This is a genomic window from Rothia nasimurium (assembly GCF_004569295.1).
GTDB classification, from domain to species: domain Bacteria; phylum Actinomycetota; class Actinomycetes; order Actinomycetales; family Micrococcaceae; genus Rothia; species Rothia nasimurium_B.
The window spans coordinates 1-16,029 of the sequence record NZ_SPQC01000052.1; the positions used below are offsets into that span (position 1 = coordinate 1).

Here is a 16,029-nt window from a genome sequence, read left to right on the forward strand (position 1 = left end):
CCCGCCAAGAGCAACCCTGCCCCTGGTAACGGCCCTACCCAACTAGCCCCCCAGGGCGGCACGGAGCCGGGTAACCAGTCCCCCGCACCTCAGCCCCCCGCATCTCAGGCTTCCGCACCCCAGGCTGCGAACAGGCAGCCCGCTGCCGATGTCGCTGAGGGCCCGCGCGGTGGCGACCAGGCCTGGGCAGCGCACGGCCAGCCCCGCTCACCGGAGCCTCCCTCGTGGAGCCCCGATGACTGGAACAACCCCGTCACCTCCTGGTCGGTAGCAGCCATCCCCAGCGGTAATGCGGCCGAGGCCCCCGAGGAACAGGCTCCATCAGCCCCGCGTCTGCGCGTGATTGAGGGTGAGGCCGACCCCGTTGAGATCGCCAAGGCCCAGCACCCCTCCCGCGGCCCCCAGGAACAGCAGAATATTGCCCTGGCACGAGATACCGCCCAGGAGTCAGAGGACGCCGACCCCGCTGCCCAAGTGCCCCACGAGGATAGCCCACACGCGGTTTCCCTTGAGCCCGTCCCCACCAGTAAGGGTCTGGCCGAGCAGGGGCATAAGGACGCCGACAACGCCGCCCTCCAAGAAGAGGCCAAGGGCGAGAACAGCGCCGCACCCCAGGCTCAACACCAGGAGCAGGCACCGACTCATGCCCCGAGCCAGGCACCAGCCTCCGACCAGGCACCGGTAGCCTACGAATACGGTGACTACGACGGCGGCTACTTTGACGATGCCCCCGAGGACGAACCCGAGTACGTCGCCGGGGTCGGCTACCTTAAGCCTGAAACGCCGCAGGCAGCGCCCCCTGCTGGTGCGCCCTTAGCAGGCGCTCCCAGCGCCCCCGGTGCCCCCCTGGCGCAGGCTGCGCAAGCCCAGGCGTCCGCACCGCAGACCCCCGCACCGCAGGGCTCAGCCCAACAGCCCGGCGGTAAGAAGCTCTCCTTCCGAGAGCGCCACGCGGCGCAGATTGCGGCCGGTCAGCGGGCTGTCCAGCAGGCGCAGGCCCCCGCCCCGGCCGAAGCCCCCGAGGACTTCACCCCCAGCGACGACGACACCGCCCTTGAGTCGTCCGTGCTGATTGGCCAGCGGGCCGTTGAGAAGATTTTGGGCGGCAAAGTCATTGATGAACAGCCCCTTCACCAGGGCTAACAAGGAGTTTTTGTGTACGAGAGTGCCGTCCAGAACCTGATTGACGAGCTGGGCCGCCTACCCGGTGTGGGCCCCAAGTCAGCCCAGCGTATCGCCTTCTACATTCTGAATGCGGAAAGCTCTGAGATGGCCAAGCTCACCGACGCTATCGCGCGCGTGAAGAAGACCGTGAGCTTCTGCGAAATCTGCGGCAACGTCTCTGAAACCAAGCTCTGCGCTATCTGCCGCGACGAGCAGCGCGACCCGGCGGTGCTGTGCGTGGTGGAGGAGTCCAAGGACGTAGTGGCCGTTGAGCGCACCCGCTCTTTTACCGGCCGCTACCATGTGCTGGGCGGGTCCATTAACCCTATGGCCGGTATCGGGCCGGAGCAGCTGCGCATCCGCGAGCTGGTGGCCCGCCTGTCGGACGAGCGCATCACCGAGCTGATTCTCGCCATGGACCCCAACCTTGAGGGTGAGGCTACCGCCACCTACCTCTCACGCCTGCTGGTGCCCATCGGTATTCGCGTGTCGCGCCTGGCATCGGGTCTACCGGTGGGTGGCGACTTGGAATACGCCGACGAAATCACCCTGGGCCGCGCCCTTGAGGGCCGCCGCATTATCAGCGAGGGCACCCGCACCGAGGCCGCAAATCCCGCCGAGAATTTTGAGGCTGCCCTTGAGGCAGAAACCGAGGCCAAGGAGCAGCAGGCCTCAGCGGAGCAAGCAGCTAAGGGCCCACGGGCCCGCTGGTCTGGTTCCATGTTTGATGATCTTGATAGCGCGAACGCCGCCACCCCCTCCCCTGCCGAAGGGCAGGAGGGCGGAGGAAAGCGTCCAGACGCCACCCCCGCAGCTCCCAGCGGGCCTTCCCCGGCGGAGGGGCAGCAGGGGGACCTGAACGAAGAGCTATTGGAGCAGGAGCTGGCGGGTATTCCGGGTGAGCTGTCTGCCGAAGAGAAGGCTGAACTCGCGGCGGCCCTTGCCTTTGAGGCAGAAGAGGCCGGTGAGGGCGTGCAGTCAGAAGAGCTACGCGATGCTTACGAGGCCAAGCTGGAAGAGCTGAAGAAAACTCCGCTGCGCACGGTCGCCCCCGAGATTCCGCCGATTCCGGGTAAGACCTACGTGAACCCCTGGACTTAAAAAACTTGGGTCTGTAATTTAGCGTCACACACGTTATATTCCCGTCATTTGAGCAAAAATCGTTCAAGTGCGACGCCCACCCCTACGATAGTTTTAGGCCGGAAAATGCCCGGCACCTTCAACACCTTTGTACTGGAGAAGTTTCAATGAGCCTGATTGTCCAAAAGTTCGGTGGGTCCTCGGTTTCTGACGCCGAGGGTATTAAGCGTGTAGCTCGCCGTATTGTGGACACGCAGAAGGCTGGCAACGAGGTCGTCGTGGTGGTCTCTGCAATGGGCGATACCACCGATGAACTGCTCGACCTTGCGGCTGAAGTAACCCCCAACGCCGGCCCCTCGCGTGAACTCGATATGCTGCTGAGCGCCGGCGAGCGAATTTCCATGGCCGTGCTGGCCCTGGCTATTAACAACATGGGCGGCCGCGCCCAGTCCTTCACCGGCTCCCAGGCCGGCATGATTACCGACGGCGTGCACGGTTCTGCCCGCCTGGTTGAGGTCAACCCCGAGCGTATTCTCACCGCCCTTGATGAAGGCTACGTCGCCGTTGTCGCAGGCTTCCAGGGCATGAACCGCCAGACCCGTGACATCACTACCCTGGGCCGGGGCGGCTCAGACACCACCGCGGTTGCTCTGGCAGCTGCGCTGGGTGCTGACGTCTGTGAGATTTACTCAGACGTTGATGGTGTGTTCACCGCTGACCCGCGTATCGTGCCGTCCGCCCACAAGCTCGATACCGTCACGAGCGAAGAAATGCTTGAGATGGCTGCTAACGGCGCCAAGATTCTGCACCTGCGTTCGGTGGAGTACGCGCGCCGTTTTAACCTGAAGCTGCATGTTCGCTCTTCGTTCTCACAGCTTGAAGGCACTCTCGTTATCCCCGACAATGAGGGTATGGAAACTAATTTGAAGGAGATTCCTTTGGAACAGCCCCTCGTCTCGGGCGTTGCCCACGACCGTAGCCAGGCTAAGGTCACCGTTATTGGTGTGCCCGATGTGCCCGGTTCCGCGGCCAAGGTGTTCGGTATTCTCAATGAGACCAACGTGAACCTCGACATGATTGTTCAGAACGTCTCAACCGACCGCCCCGACGTCACCGATATCTCCTTCACCCTGCCCCAGGATCAGGGCGCTGCTGCTCTGACTGCGCTTGAAGCTAAGAAGGCTGAGCTGGGCTTTGAAGAGGTTCAGTACAACGAGTCCATCGGTAAGCTGTCGCTGGTGGGTGCGGGTATGAAGTCTAACCCCGGTGTGTCCTTTAAGTTCTTTGATGCGCTGAGCACCGCCGGTGTGAATATCGAAATGATTTCTACCTCTGAGATCCGTATTTCGGTTATTACCGATATTGAGAAGCTTGATGAGGCTGTGCGCGCTGTGCACTCAGCTTTTGACCTTGATATCGAGGGTGAAGCTACCGTTTACGGTGGCACCGGCCGCTAGGTTGTGAACTAGGTTTGTCCGCGAGGACGCCCTCGGGACCCGGGCTGGCAGCACCACGTTGCAGGCCGGGGTTCGGCTTTGCCCATTTCAAGGGCTTATAAAAAATTTTCTATATTTTTCACCCACAGACTTGTCGGGAGTATTTAGACCAATATAGTATTGCTGTACATCATATCTTCTTTACCCCCAAATTCAGCCCACCGGCTGGTCAAGCACTAAAGGAGTATCTTTCATGCGAGCCCCAAGTCCCCTCTTCCAAGTTTCTACGGAAGCAGACTGCAGCAAGAGCTAGAAAACGCAGATATCCCGAAAATTCTTAGCCACCCTATCACTCATCCCCCTATTAGGGGGCTTACTAGCTTTAGATCAACCCGTTTATGCAGTTACCACTGACACCATCACCAACACGGTTCAAACTGAAAGCGATACATATTCAGAACTGCGGGCCTTCTTAACAACCCACAATGTAAACGAAAAGACCCAAGATTTACTGCTCCAAAAATTAGAGTCTGGAATTCTTTGGGATTCCGTTAACGGAGGCTCAGCAGTTTCAATTCACCGCAACTCTAATAACGAAGAGATTAGAACCTATCCCGACGGATTCATTGCAGTCTTTTCAATAACACCAGATGACAGCATATCTCATCATTTTTCAAATCCCGCGCTAATCTCTCCCGCAGCAGTATCTGGGTGTGCTCGTTCCGGTGTCCATTATGCGACTTATTGGAAGAACTGCCTAGCTTCATGGGATTACGGCTTCATTCAGTATTACCTGACTTTCGACTACCAGAATGTTCGCGGGGATGGCTCAAAAATTACAGACTATAGGTACGCTCGGGCTGACAGTCAATTTGGCTCAGTATCGAATGTAACGACCAAAAGAGATGCCGCCAACCAAGTGACTTTATCTGGATTTTGGCAAGCACCAGGAGGCTGGTCAAGCAGAACCCATGTAAACGTTCTTCGTAGCGACGGCCCTCTAGCTATCACATCTCCCTAGGCAAAATACTAACACAGGAGGCTGACCCTCAATGACGGACTATAGCATTCTATTCATGGGCATAATCTGGTATGCGGTAATTGCAATTTTCCTCGTGCTCTTATTTATGGTTCTAGTTTCTCAACTAAGAAAAAATCAGCTCCAAATTAAAGAGCTACTCAAAAAAGACTCTAGCTCTGCGGATTACAGAACAAGGCAAGAGGAAGATAACTAAATTAGTAGATAGAGAACATATATTTAATTACTAAATTAGATTGCCTACTGTCACTTTTCTGAGACTTACTCATAATGGTGAGCAAAGCAGGCTCACAGCGAAGCTGCTGGCTCGGGACTGGCGTGAACGCCTTAAACTAGGTTTGTCCGCGAGGACGCCCTCGGGACCCGGGCTAGCAGCACCATGCTGCTGGCCCGGTGCCCGGCTTTTGCCCATTTCAAGGGCTTATAAAAAATTTTCTATATTTTTCACCCAAAGACTTGTAGGGAATATATAGACTAATATAGTATTGCTACACATCACATCTTCTTTACCCCCAAATTCAGCCAACCGGCTGGTCAAGCACTAAAGGAGCATACCGTGAACCCTTTATCTCGTAAGACCTCTGCGAGCATCTTTATCGCAGTAGTAGCACTAACAGGCTTAGTGGCCCCACAAGCTTCATATGCAGAAAACGGCTCGGTGCAAATTATCTTCTCAATTGATTCTTCAAGTAGCAGTAGCAGGTATGAATTTCCGATTGATGCAGATTACTCAGATATCAAAATCTTCAATGACGGATCTGCCATAGCTACCGATTCCAAAGGAGAGTTTGTTTTCGGAATAGCCTCCCCCTGGGCACACGATGCAACTGGACAGCAGGTTCCGACCTGGTTCGAAATTTCCCACGAAGGCATTGTTCAGGTAGTTGACCATACCTCTGGAGAATTCAATTACCCTATCACAGCAGACCCTTGGCTAGGAGTTGATTTGTATACTAACGTCTACATCTCAACCGGCGATGATGCCGATGGGCAAGGCTGGAAGATTAACGCCACACCTACTACATGGGGGAAGGCTAATCGTGCCCCTCATATATGGTTCGCCCATCGCGACGAGCTAAAAACAAAAGCTGGTCGATGGAATGAATCAGTTCAAGAACAGCTGTATTGTCACATTGCCGGGCACCCCCTATCCCTTCCTGAATACAACTTTGAGTCATGGCGCCCAGTTGTCAACTGGTCAATCTCCTTGGCAAAATATCGCTGCAACCCCTACTCTGGTGCCATTTCATGACTATGAATAGAAAAATAGGAGTACTCTTTCTGGCAACTTCAGGAATTCCCCTGGGTTACATCTTGGGAGTATTTGCCACTAAATTCAATAGTTATATGCTGGCTGAAGACATGAACCTTTCTGCCAACCAAGAAATCTTGGAGATTCTGAGGTACTCGCCAATAGAGAAAGCAACAACAATCTTTTACATAATTCTTTTGATACTACTAATATCAACTTGCATTGCACCAGCAAGGAAAATACGATGAGTCATAAAACTCATAACTGATTAATAAAAGGAATTTGCAAAAAATATTTTCGCGCCCCATGTGCAAGCCTTCAATTTATTTATGCCCTATAAGCTGGCCAGAAATCAGGTTAGCGTATGTGGGGGCTAGAATAGACCCCATGCCCCTCACCCTCCTTGCCCCGGACGATTGGCGCGCACTCGCGCGCGCCCATAAAGAACACTCCGGCCGCTACGCCCTACCCTTCGCACGCCGCCGCGAGCATGGCCAAGCCCACCCCGTTGAAGACTTCCTCTTCACCTACTACACCCTCAAGCCCGGGCAGTTTATGCGCTGGCACCCCGGTGCGGGGGTCATTCTGCTGGGCGCCGGTGAGAGGGCAAACTGGAAGTTCTACCGGGCCGCTACCCGGCAGGAGCTAAAAGAGGCAGGCCTGCCGTCTGCCGAAGCCGCCGCGGCAGCACAGGCGGGCACCAGCGTCCTTGTCGATATCGAAAAGTTTGCTGAGGCCCGTGCCTCAGCCATTGATTTTGCGCGGATTATCCTGGGCAAAACCGCGGCCAAGCCCGGTTTCTTTGGCTGTTTTGGCCTGCACGAGTGGGCTATGGCCTATAAGTCGGTGGAGAATAATATCCGCCACGACTACCTAGAACTGCGCCTGGGGGCAGAGGGCACCGACCGGGTGGTTGAGAGCCATAAAATTAGGTGCTCCCACTTCGATGCGTTCCGGTTCTTCATGCCCCAGGCGGTGCCCATGAACGAGCTACAGCCCACGCGTGAGCAACAGCGCAACCTGGAACAGCCAGCCTGCCTGCACGCCAACATGGATATCTACAAGTGGGCCTACAAGCTCCTACCCCTGGTGCCCTCGAACCTGGTCATGGACTGCTTCGAACTGGCCTGGGACGTGCGCGAACTCGACATGAAAGCCGCCCCCTACAACCTAAAGGACTGGGGCTACGAGCCGGTTGCCATTGAAACCCCCGAGGGTAAGGCCGAGTACGTGCGCCAGCAAAGACTCTTCACTGAACGGTCAGTTGCCCTGCGGCAGAAGCTACTCGATGCCCTAGAATCATCCTTACACTACACTTAGAGAACGGAAAACACACATGAGTTTGTCACGCAAACTTGCCACCGCAGCGGTTGCTGCCATGGCCTTCACCGGGCTGAGCGCCCCGATCGCTTCAGCAGTCACCATCGACACCGACGGCGATAAGCTGCTCGATGTCTGGGAAACCGAAGGCTACGACTACAACAACGACGGCGTCATCGACATCGACTTCGCAGCCATGGGCGCAGACCCCTACCGCAAAGACCTCTTCGTTGAGATGGACTACATGCCCGGCCTACTCGCCAGCGAAGCTGAGCTGGGCACCATCGTCCAGACCTTCGCCGACATGCCCATCTGGAACCCCAACGGCACCACCGGCATCACCATCCACTTGGACGCCGGTAGCATCTACCCCGCCTACGACCTGGGCGGCGGCAACGAGATCCCTCACCAGGGTTTTAATGGCCTGGGCGACGTGAATACTTTACGGGGCACTAACTCCGACCCGGCACGTGCAGGCGTCTTCCACTACATGATTTGGGGCGACTACTACGGCACCAGCGGGTCTTCTGGCTCAGGCTACTACCCTGGCCGCACCTTCATGGTGACCGTCGGCCCCACCCACTGGGGCAAGGCAAGTAGCGCTATCCGCGTGGGCACCTTCATTCACGAGCTCGGCCACAACCTGGGCCTGAACCACGGTGGCACCGACGGCACGAACTACAAGCCCAACTACACCAGCATCATGAACTACAAATACCAGCTGGAAGGTGTGCGCCGCACCGACGGGTCTGTCTACTACGGTTACTCCACCCGTGTGGGTATGACCATTGATGAGACCGCAGTGGTTGAGTCTAAGGGTGCCGGTAACGCTGCCCGCGGCTTCTCAATTCACTACGGCACCCGCTACTGGAACGCCCACCAGGGTATCGACTTTGACCAGGACGGCGTCGTAGAAACTACCGCCCAGCAGATTGATGTGAACCGTGACGGCACTATCGGTAAGCTGACCGCACCGAACGATCTGATAACCATGAAGTTCCAGGCCCAGTCTTCTGCCCCCGGCATCTCGCCCTATGAGCAGCAGGAACCTGAGATTGAGAACAACGAAATGACGGCTGACCTGGCCCGCCAGCTGGGCTACCTACCTGCCGAGTAATCACGTTTTTCTCTCCCCCACCACGCCCAAGGGGACCGCAAAACCTAAAAGGGACCGCGTAGTATGCGGTCCCTTTTAGGTTTTCAGGTCTCCTTGGGGAAAGTAGCAGCAGGGTGACGGGTTCCTTAGAGGGCTGCGCCAAGGGTGAGCAGGAGGACGGCAAGCAGCGGGAAGGCACCCTGTTTCATGGCGGCGGAGCGCTTGTCGGGTGAGGTGATGAAGAGGACGGCCGCAGCAGCCAGCATTGACCCGGTACCGGCGAGCATGAGGGCCAGGCCCACGGCGGGAGCACCAGCGAAGTGAGCCAGGGCACCGGCGGCGGCAATGATTGCTAGGAAGAGGTTGTAGAAGCCCTGATTGTAGGCCATTTCCTTGGTCTGTTCGGCTGATTCACGGCTCATGCCGAAGACGGGTAGGGCTCGGGTGGTCCAGGCGAAGGATTCGAGGTAGAAGATGAAAACGTGCAGGGCGACGGCGAGCAGTAGGGCGATGATACCGGCGATAGTCATGGGAAAATCCTTTCATAGGTTTTTGTAATGCTTATTCCAATATATACTAGAATGGTCAGTACACAATTTTTTTAGCTATGAAACGAGACACACCATGGGGCGCACAGCAACCTTCGACCGAACGGACGCCGTCAGGGCAGCCCGCGGCGTCTTTTGGGATCGGGGCTACGAGGCAACCTCAATCCCCGACCTTGAACAGGCAACCGGTCTCAAGCGCTCCAGCCTCTACCACGCCTTCGAGTCCAAAAAGGGACTTTTTGACGAAGCGGTAGAGAACTACCTGGCAGAAAGCGTCCGCCCGCTCCTTGCCCGCATCACCAGCGAAGACGCGAAGCCCGATGCCCTCAACGACTACTTTGCAACCCTGGCCACCTCTATTAGCTCTGCCGATAGCCACCCCGGCTGCCTGCTCATAGCGGCAGCTAACACCCCGGTGGGCACCGACCCAGTGGTCAGCGCAGCCATCAGCGGCTACTACGACGAACTCCTTGCCGCCTTCCGCGCGGGGCTGGGCAGGGCGCGTCCGCACCTTACCGCGGCCAAGGCGGACGGCCAAGCCCGCGCCCTGGTAGCCCTCACCATCTCAGCCCTGACCCTAGCCCGAACCAACAAAACCCTCGCCCTAGCCAACCTGCAGGCGGCGCAGGCGCTCCTCCGCTAGCTCCATACTCACACCGAGCGTGCGCCATATCGCCGAGCGTGCGGTTGCCGGGTGCACGCTCAGCGATATAGCGCACACTCACCACAACCAGACGCCACAGAAAAGCCCTGCGCCCCGCCGTCTCACTTTGGGGCACAAGCTCCCATAAACCGGTAAAATGAGACCTGGCTCTATATAGATTCCAGCACCCAAGGAGTGCCCATTCATGGCCCGTATTGTTGTTGACGTTATGCTCAAGCCCGAAATCCTCGACCCCCAGGGCAAGGCTATCGCTCACGAGCTTCCCCGTATCGGTCTGAATAACTTCACCGATGTTCGTCAGGGTAAGCGTTTTGAACTGACCGTTGATGGTGAAGTCACCGAAGAACTGCTCGCGCAGGCCCGCCAGGCAGCTGAAGAGCTGCTGTCTAACCCCGTGATTGAAGACGTCGTCAACGTCGAAGCTCTGGAGGACTAAAAGACGTGGCAGAATCTCTCGCAGCAACCGAAGTTCCCCTGGTGGGCGACTTCTCTCAGAACACTCCCGACGCCGCCCTGGCTGATGTGTGCGTCGGCGTCATCACCTTCCCCGGCACCCTGGACGACCGCGATGCCTCCCGCGCCGTCCGCCTAGCTGGTGGCACCCCCGTACCGCTGTGGCACGATGAAGCAGCTCTACACGATGTAGACGCTGTAATTGTGCCCGGCGGTTTTTCGTATGGTGACTACCTGCGCGCAGGCGCTATCGCCGCGAAGGCCCCGGTCATGAGCAAGGTCGTTGAGGCAGCTAGCGCAGCTGGCACCTCAGGCTCCGCTCCCCTGCCGGTGCTCGGCATCTGCAACGGTTTCCAGATTCTGACCGAAACCCATCTGCTGCCCGGCTCCATGATCAAGAACGATCACCGCAAGTTCATCTGCCGCGATCAGACCCTGCGCGTTGAGACCAACCAGACTGCCTGGACCGGCGACTTCGAAGCGGGCCAGAACATCGTGGTCCCCCTCAAGAACCAGGATGGCCAGTACGTCGCCGATACCAAGACCCTTGAGGCGCTTGAAGCTGAAGGACGCGTGGTGTTCCGCTACGTGGACGTTAACCCCAACGGCTCCCGCAACGACATCGCCGGCATCGCCAACGAGCGCGGCAACGTCGTTGGCCTCATGCCCCACCCCGAGCACGCGATCGAGCCCGGTTTCGGCCCCTCGTCCTCAGGTTCTGGCACCGTGGGTCTGCGCGGCGGTGCGGACGGCCTGGGCGTCTTCACCTCCGTACTCAACCAGCTGGTTTCGGCCTAAACGCCTCGCATAAGGAATAAGAATTTTGAGCGACAAGAAGTTTAATCTCGACACCGTTGAGCACGCCGCTGCCACCCCCGAGACCGAGCTGCCCTGGGCTGAGCTGGGTCTGAAGGAGAACGAGTTCGAGGACATCAAGAAGATTCTCGGCCGCCGCCCCACCGCAGCCGAGCTGGCCATGTACTCGGTCATGTGGTCAGAGCACTGCTCCTACAAGTCTTCCAAAGTGCACCTCAAGCAGTTCGGTGCCAAGGTCACCGACGAGATGAAGAAGGACCTCATGGTCGGCATCGGCGAGAACGCCGGCGTGACCAACATTGGCAACGGCTGGGCCGTGACCTTCAAGATCGAGTCCCACAACCACCCCTCCTACGTTGAGCCCTACCAGGGTGCAGCGACCGGTGTGGGCGGTATCGTGCGTGACATTATCTCGATGGGTGCCCGCCCCGTGGCCGTCATGGACCCCCTGCGTTTCGGTGCCATCGACCACCCCGACACCGCCCGCGTCCTGCCCGGTGTTGTTTCCGGTGTTGGCGGTTACGGCAACTCCCTGGGCCTGCCCAACATCGGCGGCGAGGTCGAGTTCGACGAGTGCTACCAGGCCAACCCCCTGGTCAACGCCCTGGCTGTGGGTATCATGCGCCACGAGGATATCCGCACCGCTAACGCCTCAGGTACCGGCAACAAGGTGATTCTCTTCGGCGCCCGCACCGGTGATGACGGCATTGGCGGCGCTTCCGTTCTGGCGTCAGAGTCTTTTGACGACACCAAGCCCTCCAAGCGTCCCGCCGTGCAGGTGGGCGATCCCTTCGCTGAGAAGGTGCTGATTGAGTGCTGCCTGGAGCTCTTTAAGAACTCCATCGTTGAAGGTATTCAGGACCTCGGTGCCGCAGGTATCTCCTGCGCCACCTCCGAACTGGCCTCCAACGGCGACGGCGGTATGCACGTCGACCTGACCAAGGTTCTGCTGCGCGACCCCACCCTGACCCCGGGCGAGATTCTCATGTCTGAGTCCCAGGAGCGCATGATGGCTGTTGTGACCCCCGAGAACCTGGGCCGCTTCGAAGACATCATGAAGAAGTGGGATGTCGAATACTCCATTCTGGGTGAGGTTACCGGCTCCGGCCACCTGACCATCGAGTGGCAGGGCGAGATTATCGTCGACGTGGACCCCAAGACCGTCGCTCACGACGGCCCCACCTACGAACGTCCTTACACCCGCCCCGAGTGGCAGGACTCCCTGCAGGCCGACAAGTTCACCGGTTCTAGCGCGGACGACGCCCGCCCCACCGGTGCTGAGCTGGGCGAGGCCATCAAGGCGTTTATGGCTGCCCCCAATATGTGCTCCAAGTCCTGGATTACTAACCAGTACGACCGCTACGTTCAGGGCAACACTGCCCTGTCTATGCCCGATGACTCCGGCGTGATTCGCGTGGACGAAGAGACGGGCCTGGGCGTTGCCCTGGCAACCGACTCTAACCCTCGCTTCACCAAGCTCGACCCCTACGAGGGTGCGAAGGCGTCCCTGGCTGATGCCTACCGCAACGTGGCTACCGTGGGTGCCCGCCCCGTGGCTGTCTCTGACTGCCTGAACTTCGGCTCCCCCGAGGACCCGGACATCATGTGGCAGTTCGCTGAGGCCGTGCGCGGTATCGCCGACGGCTGTATGGAACTGGGCGTGCCCGTGACCGGCGGCAACGTCTCCCTCTACAACCAGACCGGTGGCAAGGCCATTAACCCCACCCCCGTGGTTGCCATGATGGGTGTGATGGACGACGTCACCCGCCGCACCCCCTCCGGCTGGACTCCTGAGCATGACGGTCAGGCCCTCTACCTGCTGGGCACTACCCGTGACGAGCTGGACGGCTCCGAGTGGGCCCGTTTCAAGCGCCACCTGGGCGGCCTGCCTCCCAAGGTTGACCTGGCTGCCGAGAAGCTGCTGGGCGACATGCTGGTGAACATGAGCCGCGACGGCATGATTGATGCTGCCCACGATGTCTCTGCCGGTGGCCTGGCTGCAACCCTGGTTGAGGGCTGCCTGCGCTTTGGCGTCGGTGCCCGCGTTGGTCTGGGTGAGGTTGCTGAGCGTGACGGTATCGACCTCTTCACCCTGCTCTTCTCTGAGTCCCTGGGCCGCGTGGTTGTATCCGTGCCCCGCTCCGAGGAAGTTCGCTTCAAGGACATGTGCACCGCCCGCGACTACCCCTTTGCCCGCATCGGCGTGGTCGATGCTGCCTCTAACGCCCTGGATATTCAGGGTGAAGTCGCTATCGACCTGGACGAGCTGCGCGAAGCCCACGAGGGCACCCTCGCCCGCCACTTCGGCGAAGTTGCCCCCAGCTAGTCTCTAGCTACACGGTGTAAGGACGCCGCCGCGCCCCTCCCCTGCCTTCGGGCAAGCAGGTGCGTGGCGGCGTCCTTCTGTCTTAGCGCTGTGCAGGGTTCTTGGGCTGTGTGCAGAGAAAACCCTGCACACAGCCCAAGAAACCTGCACACCTCCAATCTGGCTCATCGGACGCCGGCCTCCCACAGCCGTTGCCGGAGAGTAGCAGGGTGCGACATCAGCTCCTTCCAGCGCGTACGCACCACCTTCCAGCCAGCCATCTCTAATTCGCGATGCCGCCGATGTTCCGCCTGAACTACGTCGTCAGCGCGGCCATAGACTCCCGAATACTTCACCTCACCGTCGACCTCAAGAATGACCCCGAACTCAGGCCAAACGAAGTCAGCACGGTAGACATGGCCATAGTGAGTGAATACCTCGAACTGCTCCTGAGGTAGAGGCAGATTCCACTCACAGATAAGGTCGCGCGCGATTGTCTCAGCCGGAGAGTCTGCTAAAGCACTTAGTCTCTGCCCCACGGTAAGCGCAGCTCCACCCGCTTCATCCAGAGCAGCACGTGCCGACGCTACAGATATAACACCCTGCCGCAGAAAATAATCACCAATCACCAGCGCCTCAACGCGAGGTAGAGATAGGGCCACATCGCGCAGAGTTTGCCCCGGAGCAGCGACAGAAGCCCCTACTACCAGCCGAGCCTCGCGAACTACGTCCGTACGTCCGCGATGCGCTGTTACTAAAGGGCGGTGCTGTACAGAAGCTGACGCAAAACTCATATGCACCTTATTGGGTAGGGTCAGGAGCGGAGCTCCTAGCCAAAGCGCAGCTGACTGGTGGCTCAGCACCCCGCTCGGCACTGTTTTGATATGCGCAGCGTGGTGGGCTATGCATCTCTGGCGAGTGTTCCACTGGTTCCATGTAGAGGTCTCGATATAAATCCCCTGCTTGATTTTGGTGTAGTCACCAGACCTAAAGCGGGTCGAAGCCACAGAGGGGCTTACACCGATATCTTGTAACTCTTTAAGGCAGCGCACCTGCTGGTAAATCTCTGCAACATCATTCATAAGGGCAGTGTCACCGAGCCCGTCTACCTCTTGCAAGGGGTGTGAACATCGCAGGCTCTTTTGGTTCACAAACAGGTCATTTAGCAGCCAGGCCTGTGGATAAGTCGCGCGCTCTAGCTTGGCAGATGCCGGCCCGGGGAGCGTCCTTCTGTCTTAACCCTGTGCAGGGTTCTTGGTGCGTGTGCAGAGAAAACCCTGCACACAGCCCAAGAACCCTGCACACAGCATGGAGACCTCTAGCTACACACCTATGAGGCTAGACTCTCACCCAGCTGCACGAACACACGGGTGTTGCAGTCGAACCCAGTCAGTGCCTCATCAATCAGGGCGGCGCGCTGGGCGTCCGTCAGCGGGGCATCGTCCAGAAGACCCCGGTAGGAGTCCTTGAATACCTTGGGCTTCGGGAACGCCTCAAAGCGGTACATACTCAGAGCTTCAGCGGGCACACCGTAGTGCCGAGCAACCAGGGCAGCCACGGCCTGCCCGCCCGATAGGTCGCCCAGGTAGCGCAGGTAGTGGTGAGCCAAGAAGCGTTCGGGGGCGGACGCCGTCGCCCGGATAGCTGCCGCATAGTCAGCGGTTGCAGGTAAGGGCTGGTCACTGGTAGGGCCGCCCAGTTCAGCCAGGTCAGCCTTGATAGAAGCAAGCCGGTCAAGGCCTTCTATTACGAAAGGTTCGGTGATGGGGTTGGGGTGGGCGCGGAAGCCAGCTGCTACTTCTTCGAGGGCCTCATAAATATAGACGTACTGGGTCAGCAACATGCGGTAGGCCTCAAGGTCAAGCTTGCCGCCCATCAGGTCAGCCATGAAGCTGGAGTGTTCCGCCTGCTCGTGGCGGGCAGCGGTTTCTGTCTTAAGGCGGGCTGAGAAGGTAGGACGCTCGGTGTCGGCGAGAGCGGTAGTCATTGGGTCCTCCTTGGTTGGGGGCTAGATTAACACTATTTATTGACAGACTGTCACCAAGAAAGAATTAAGTCAAGTACTTGTAACCTATTTTTATTAGGCTTGCCTTAATGCTAGTTTAGGCATGCCCTTAAATTTAATAAGATAGAGCATGTTACGAAATGTGCCCACCCTACACCACATAGTTTTCACGAGGATGCCCATGTCTCCCCAGCACAGCACCCGGCGCTCCTGCGCCCTCCTAGCCACCGCCGCACTCACCCTGTCAGGCATGACCCTAGCCACCGCGTCCGTAGCCGACGCGGCAGATGCCACCAACAGCACCGTCGCTGCCGCGTCCGCAACTCACGTCGCCAGCAATGCCCAGCTGACCTGGTCACTCAAGAACTCCTTCATCCGCTACGTCACCGGCGCTTTTGCCGGTGGCAGCGTCGAGGTAACCGGCGGCCCCAGCTTCAACGGCTCCACGTTCTTCTGGCAGGGGGCCGATGGTGAATTCACCGGTGCAAACGGCACTATCTCTTACCCCGGCGCTATCCACTTCACCGCCCATAAGGGTGAACTTGATATCACCTACGCCAACCTCAAGCTGGTTATCAACGGTACTCAGGGCACCCTGGTAGCTGATGTGAAGTCCAAGGGCTACAACGGCTCCCCCGATGTCGATGCCACCAACGTTAACTTCGCAACCGTAGACCTTTCAGGCATCACTTTCAGCAACGGCACCGTATCAGCCACCGATGCCCCCGTTACCCTCACCGCCGACGGCGCAGCCGCCTTCGCCGGTTTCTACAAGGCCGGTGACGCTCTCTCACCCCTGACCTTCTCGGCTGACCTCGCTGAAAAGCCCGCAGAAACCCCCACCCCAGAAC

General features: G+C 58.4%; 13 protein-coding genes and 1 pseudogene. 11 read left to right on the plus strand and 3 right to left on the minus strand.

Annotated features, from left to right (window positions below):
- The 6 genes and pseudogenes from E4U03_RS12955 to E4U03_RS11055 form a co-directional block, all read left to right on the plus strand.
- Positions 1-1,143: pseudogene (locus E4U03_RS12955) on the plus strand (hypothetical protein); the annotation flags it as partial.
- 12 nt (positions 1,144-1,155) lie between these two features.
- The gene (gene recR, locus E4U03_RS11035; protein WP_135013787.1) at positions 1,156-2,265 is read left to right on the plus strand and encodes a recombination mediator RecR; all 1,110 of its coding nucleotides are present in this window, start codon (positions 1,156-1,158) and stop codon (positions 2,263-2,265) included.
- Between the two features lie 146 nt (positions 2,266-2,411).
- Positions 2,412-3,701 carry an aspartate kinase gene (locus E4U03_RS11040; protein WP_135013788.1) on the plus strand — a complete coding sequence of 430 codons (1,290 nt, stop codon included), beginning with the start codon at positions 2,412-2,414 and terminating at the stop codon, positions 3,699-3,701.
- Between the two features lie 1,574 nt (positions 3,702-5,275).
- Entirely contained in the window at positions 5,276-5,971 is a 696-nt protein-coding gene (locus E4U03_RS11045) for a DUF2599 domain-containing protein (RefSeq protein ID WP_167752408.1), read from the plus strand.
- A gap of 387 nt (positions 5,972-6,358) precedes the next feature.
- The gene (locus tag E4U03_RS11050) at positions 6,359-7,291 is read left to right on the plus strand and encodes a 3-methyladenine DNA glycosylase (RefSeq protein WP_135013790.1); all 933 of its coding nucleotides are present in this window, start codon (positions 6,359-6,361) and stop codon (positions 7,289-7,291) included.
- Between the two features lie 16 nt (positions 7,292-7,307).
- Entirely contained in the window at positions 7,308-8,408 is a 1,101-nt protein-coding gene (locus tag E4U03_RS11055) for a zinc-dependent metalloprotease family protein (RefSeq protein ID WP_135013791.1), read from the plus strand.
- Between the two features lie 125 nt (positions 8,409-8,533).
- Here the strand turns inward: E4U03_RS11055 and E4U03_RS11060 are convergent, their stop codons facing one another.
- Entirely contained in the window at positions 8,534-8,917 is a 384-nt protein-coding gene (locus E4U03_RS11060; RefSeq protein WP_135013792.1) for a DUF1304 domain-containing protein, read from the minus strand.
- A gap of 94 nt (positions 8,918-9,011) precedes the next feature.
- Between E4U03_RS11060 and E4U03_RS11065 the strand changes: the two genes are divergently transcribed.
- From E4U03_RS11065 to purL, 4 genes are all read left to right on the plus strand, one after another.
- Complete coding sequence (locus tag E4U03_RS11065) at positions 9,012-9,578, plus strand: TetR/AcrR family transcriptional regulator (RefSeq protein ID WP_135013793.1); 567 nt, start codon at positions 9,012-9,014, stop codon at positions 9,576-9,578.
- Between the two features lie 205 nt (positions 9,579-9,783).
- Positions 9,784-10,035: a phosphoribosylformylglycinamidine synthase subunit PurS gene (gene purS / locus E4U03_RS11070; RefSeq protein ID WP_135013794.1), complete on the plus strand. Its 252-nt coding sequence runs from the start codon at positions 9,784-9,786 to the stop codon at positions 10,033-10,035.
- A 5-nt stretch (positions 10,036-10,040) separates the two neighbouring features.
- Positions 10,041-10,850: a phosphoribosylformylglycinamidine synthase subunit PurQ gene (gene purQ / locus E4U03_RS11075; protein ID WP_135013795.1), complete on the plus strand. Its 810-nt coding sequence runs from the start codon at positions 10,041-10,043 to the stop codon at positions 10,848-10,850.
- A gap of 25 nt (positions 10,851-10,875) precedes the next feature.
- The gene (purL, locus tag E4U03_RS11080; protein ID WP_135013796.1) at positions 10,876-13,194 is read left to right on the plus strand and encodes a phosphoribosylformylglycinamidine synthase subunit PurL; all 2,319 of its coding nucleotides are present in this window, start codon (positions 10,876-10,878) and stop codon (positions 13,192-13,194) included.
- A 164-nt stretch (positions 13,195-13,358) separates the two neighbouring features.
- Here the strand turns inward: purL and E4U03_RS11085 are convergent, their stop codons facing one another.
- Both E4U03_RS11085 and E4U03_RS11090 read right to left on the minus strand, forming a co-directional pair.
- Positions 13,359-14,255, minus strand: a complete 897-nt coding sequence (locus E4U03_RS11085) for a hypothetical protein (protein WP_135013797.1) — start codon at positions 14,253-14,255, stop codon at positions 13,359-13,361.
- Positions 14,256-14,503: 248 nt separating this feature from the next.
- Positions 14,504-15,160 (minus strand): heme oxygenase (biliverdin-producing), encoded by a 657-nt coding sequence (locus E4U03_RS11090; RefSeq protein WP_135013798.1) that lies wholly within the window; start codon positions 15,158-15,160, stop codon positions 14,504-14,506.
- Between the two features lie 199 nt (positions 15,161-15,359).
- On the opposite strand from E4U03_RS11090, the gene E4U03_RS11095 reads away from it, so the two are divergent.
- Positions 15,360-16,029, plus strand: a 670-nt coding sequence (locus E4U03_RS11095; protein WP_194210411.1) for an HtaA domain-containing protein, incomplete at its 3' end; no start/stop codon positions are given.

What these genes read in the sequence shown, in the direction of transcription:
- E4U03_RS11040 (WP_135013788.1), top strand. Translation starts at nt 2,412, where the DNA reads ATGAGCCTGATTGTCCAAAAGTTCGGTGGGTCCTCGGTTTCTGACGCC.
- E4U03_RS11050 (WP_135013790.1), top strand. Translation starts at nt 6,359, where the DNA reads ATGCCCCTCACCCTCCTTGCCCCGGACGATTGGCGCGCACTCGCGCGC.
- E4U03_RS11055 (WP_135013791.1), top strand. Translation starts at nt 7,308, where the DNA reads ATGAGTTTGTCACGCAAACTTGCCACCGCAGCGGTTGCTGCCATGGCC.
- E4U03_RS11060 (WP_135013792.1), bottom strand. Translation starts at nt 8,917, where the DNA reads ATGACTATCGCCGGTATCATCGCCCTACTGCTCGCCGTCGCCCTGCAC.
- E4U03_RS11065 (WP_135013793.1), top strand. Translation starts at nt 9,012, where the DNA reads ATGGGGCGCACAGCAACCTTCGACCGAACGGACGCCGTCAGGGCAGCC.
- purS (WP_135013794.1), top strand. Translation starts at nt 9,784, where the DNA reads ATGGCCCGTATTGTTGTTGACGTTATGCTCAAGCCCGAAATCCTCGAC.
- E4U03_RS11085 (WP_135013797.1), bottom strand. Translation starts at nt 14,255, where the DNA reads ATGAATGATGTTGCAGAGATTTACCAGCAGGTGCGCTGCCTTAAAGAG.
- E4U03_RS11090 (WP_135013798.1), bottom strand. Translation starts at nt 15,160, where the DNA reads ATGACTACCGCTCTCGCCGACACCGAGCGTCCTACCTTCTCAGCCCGC.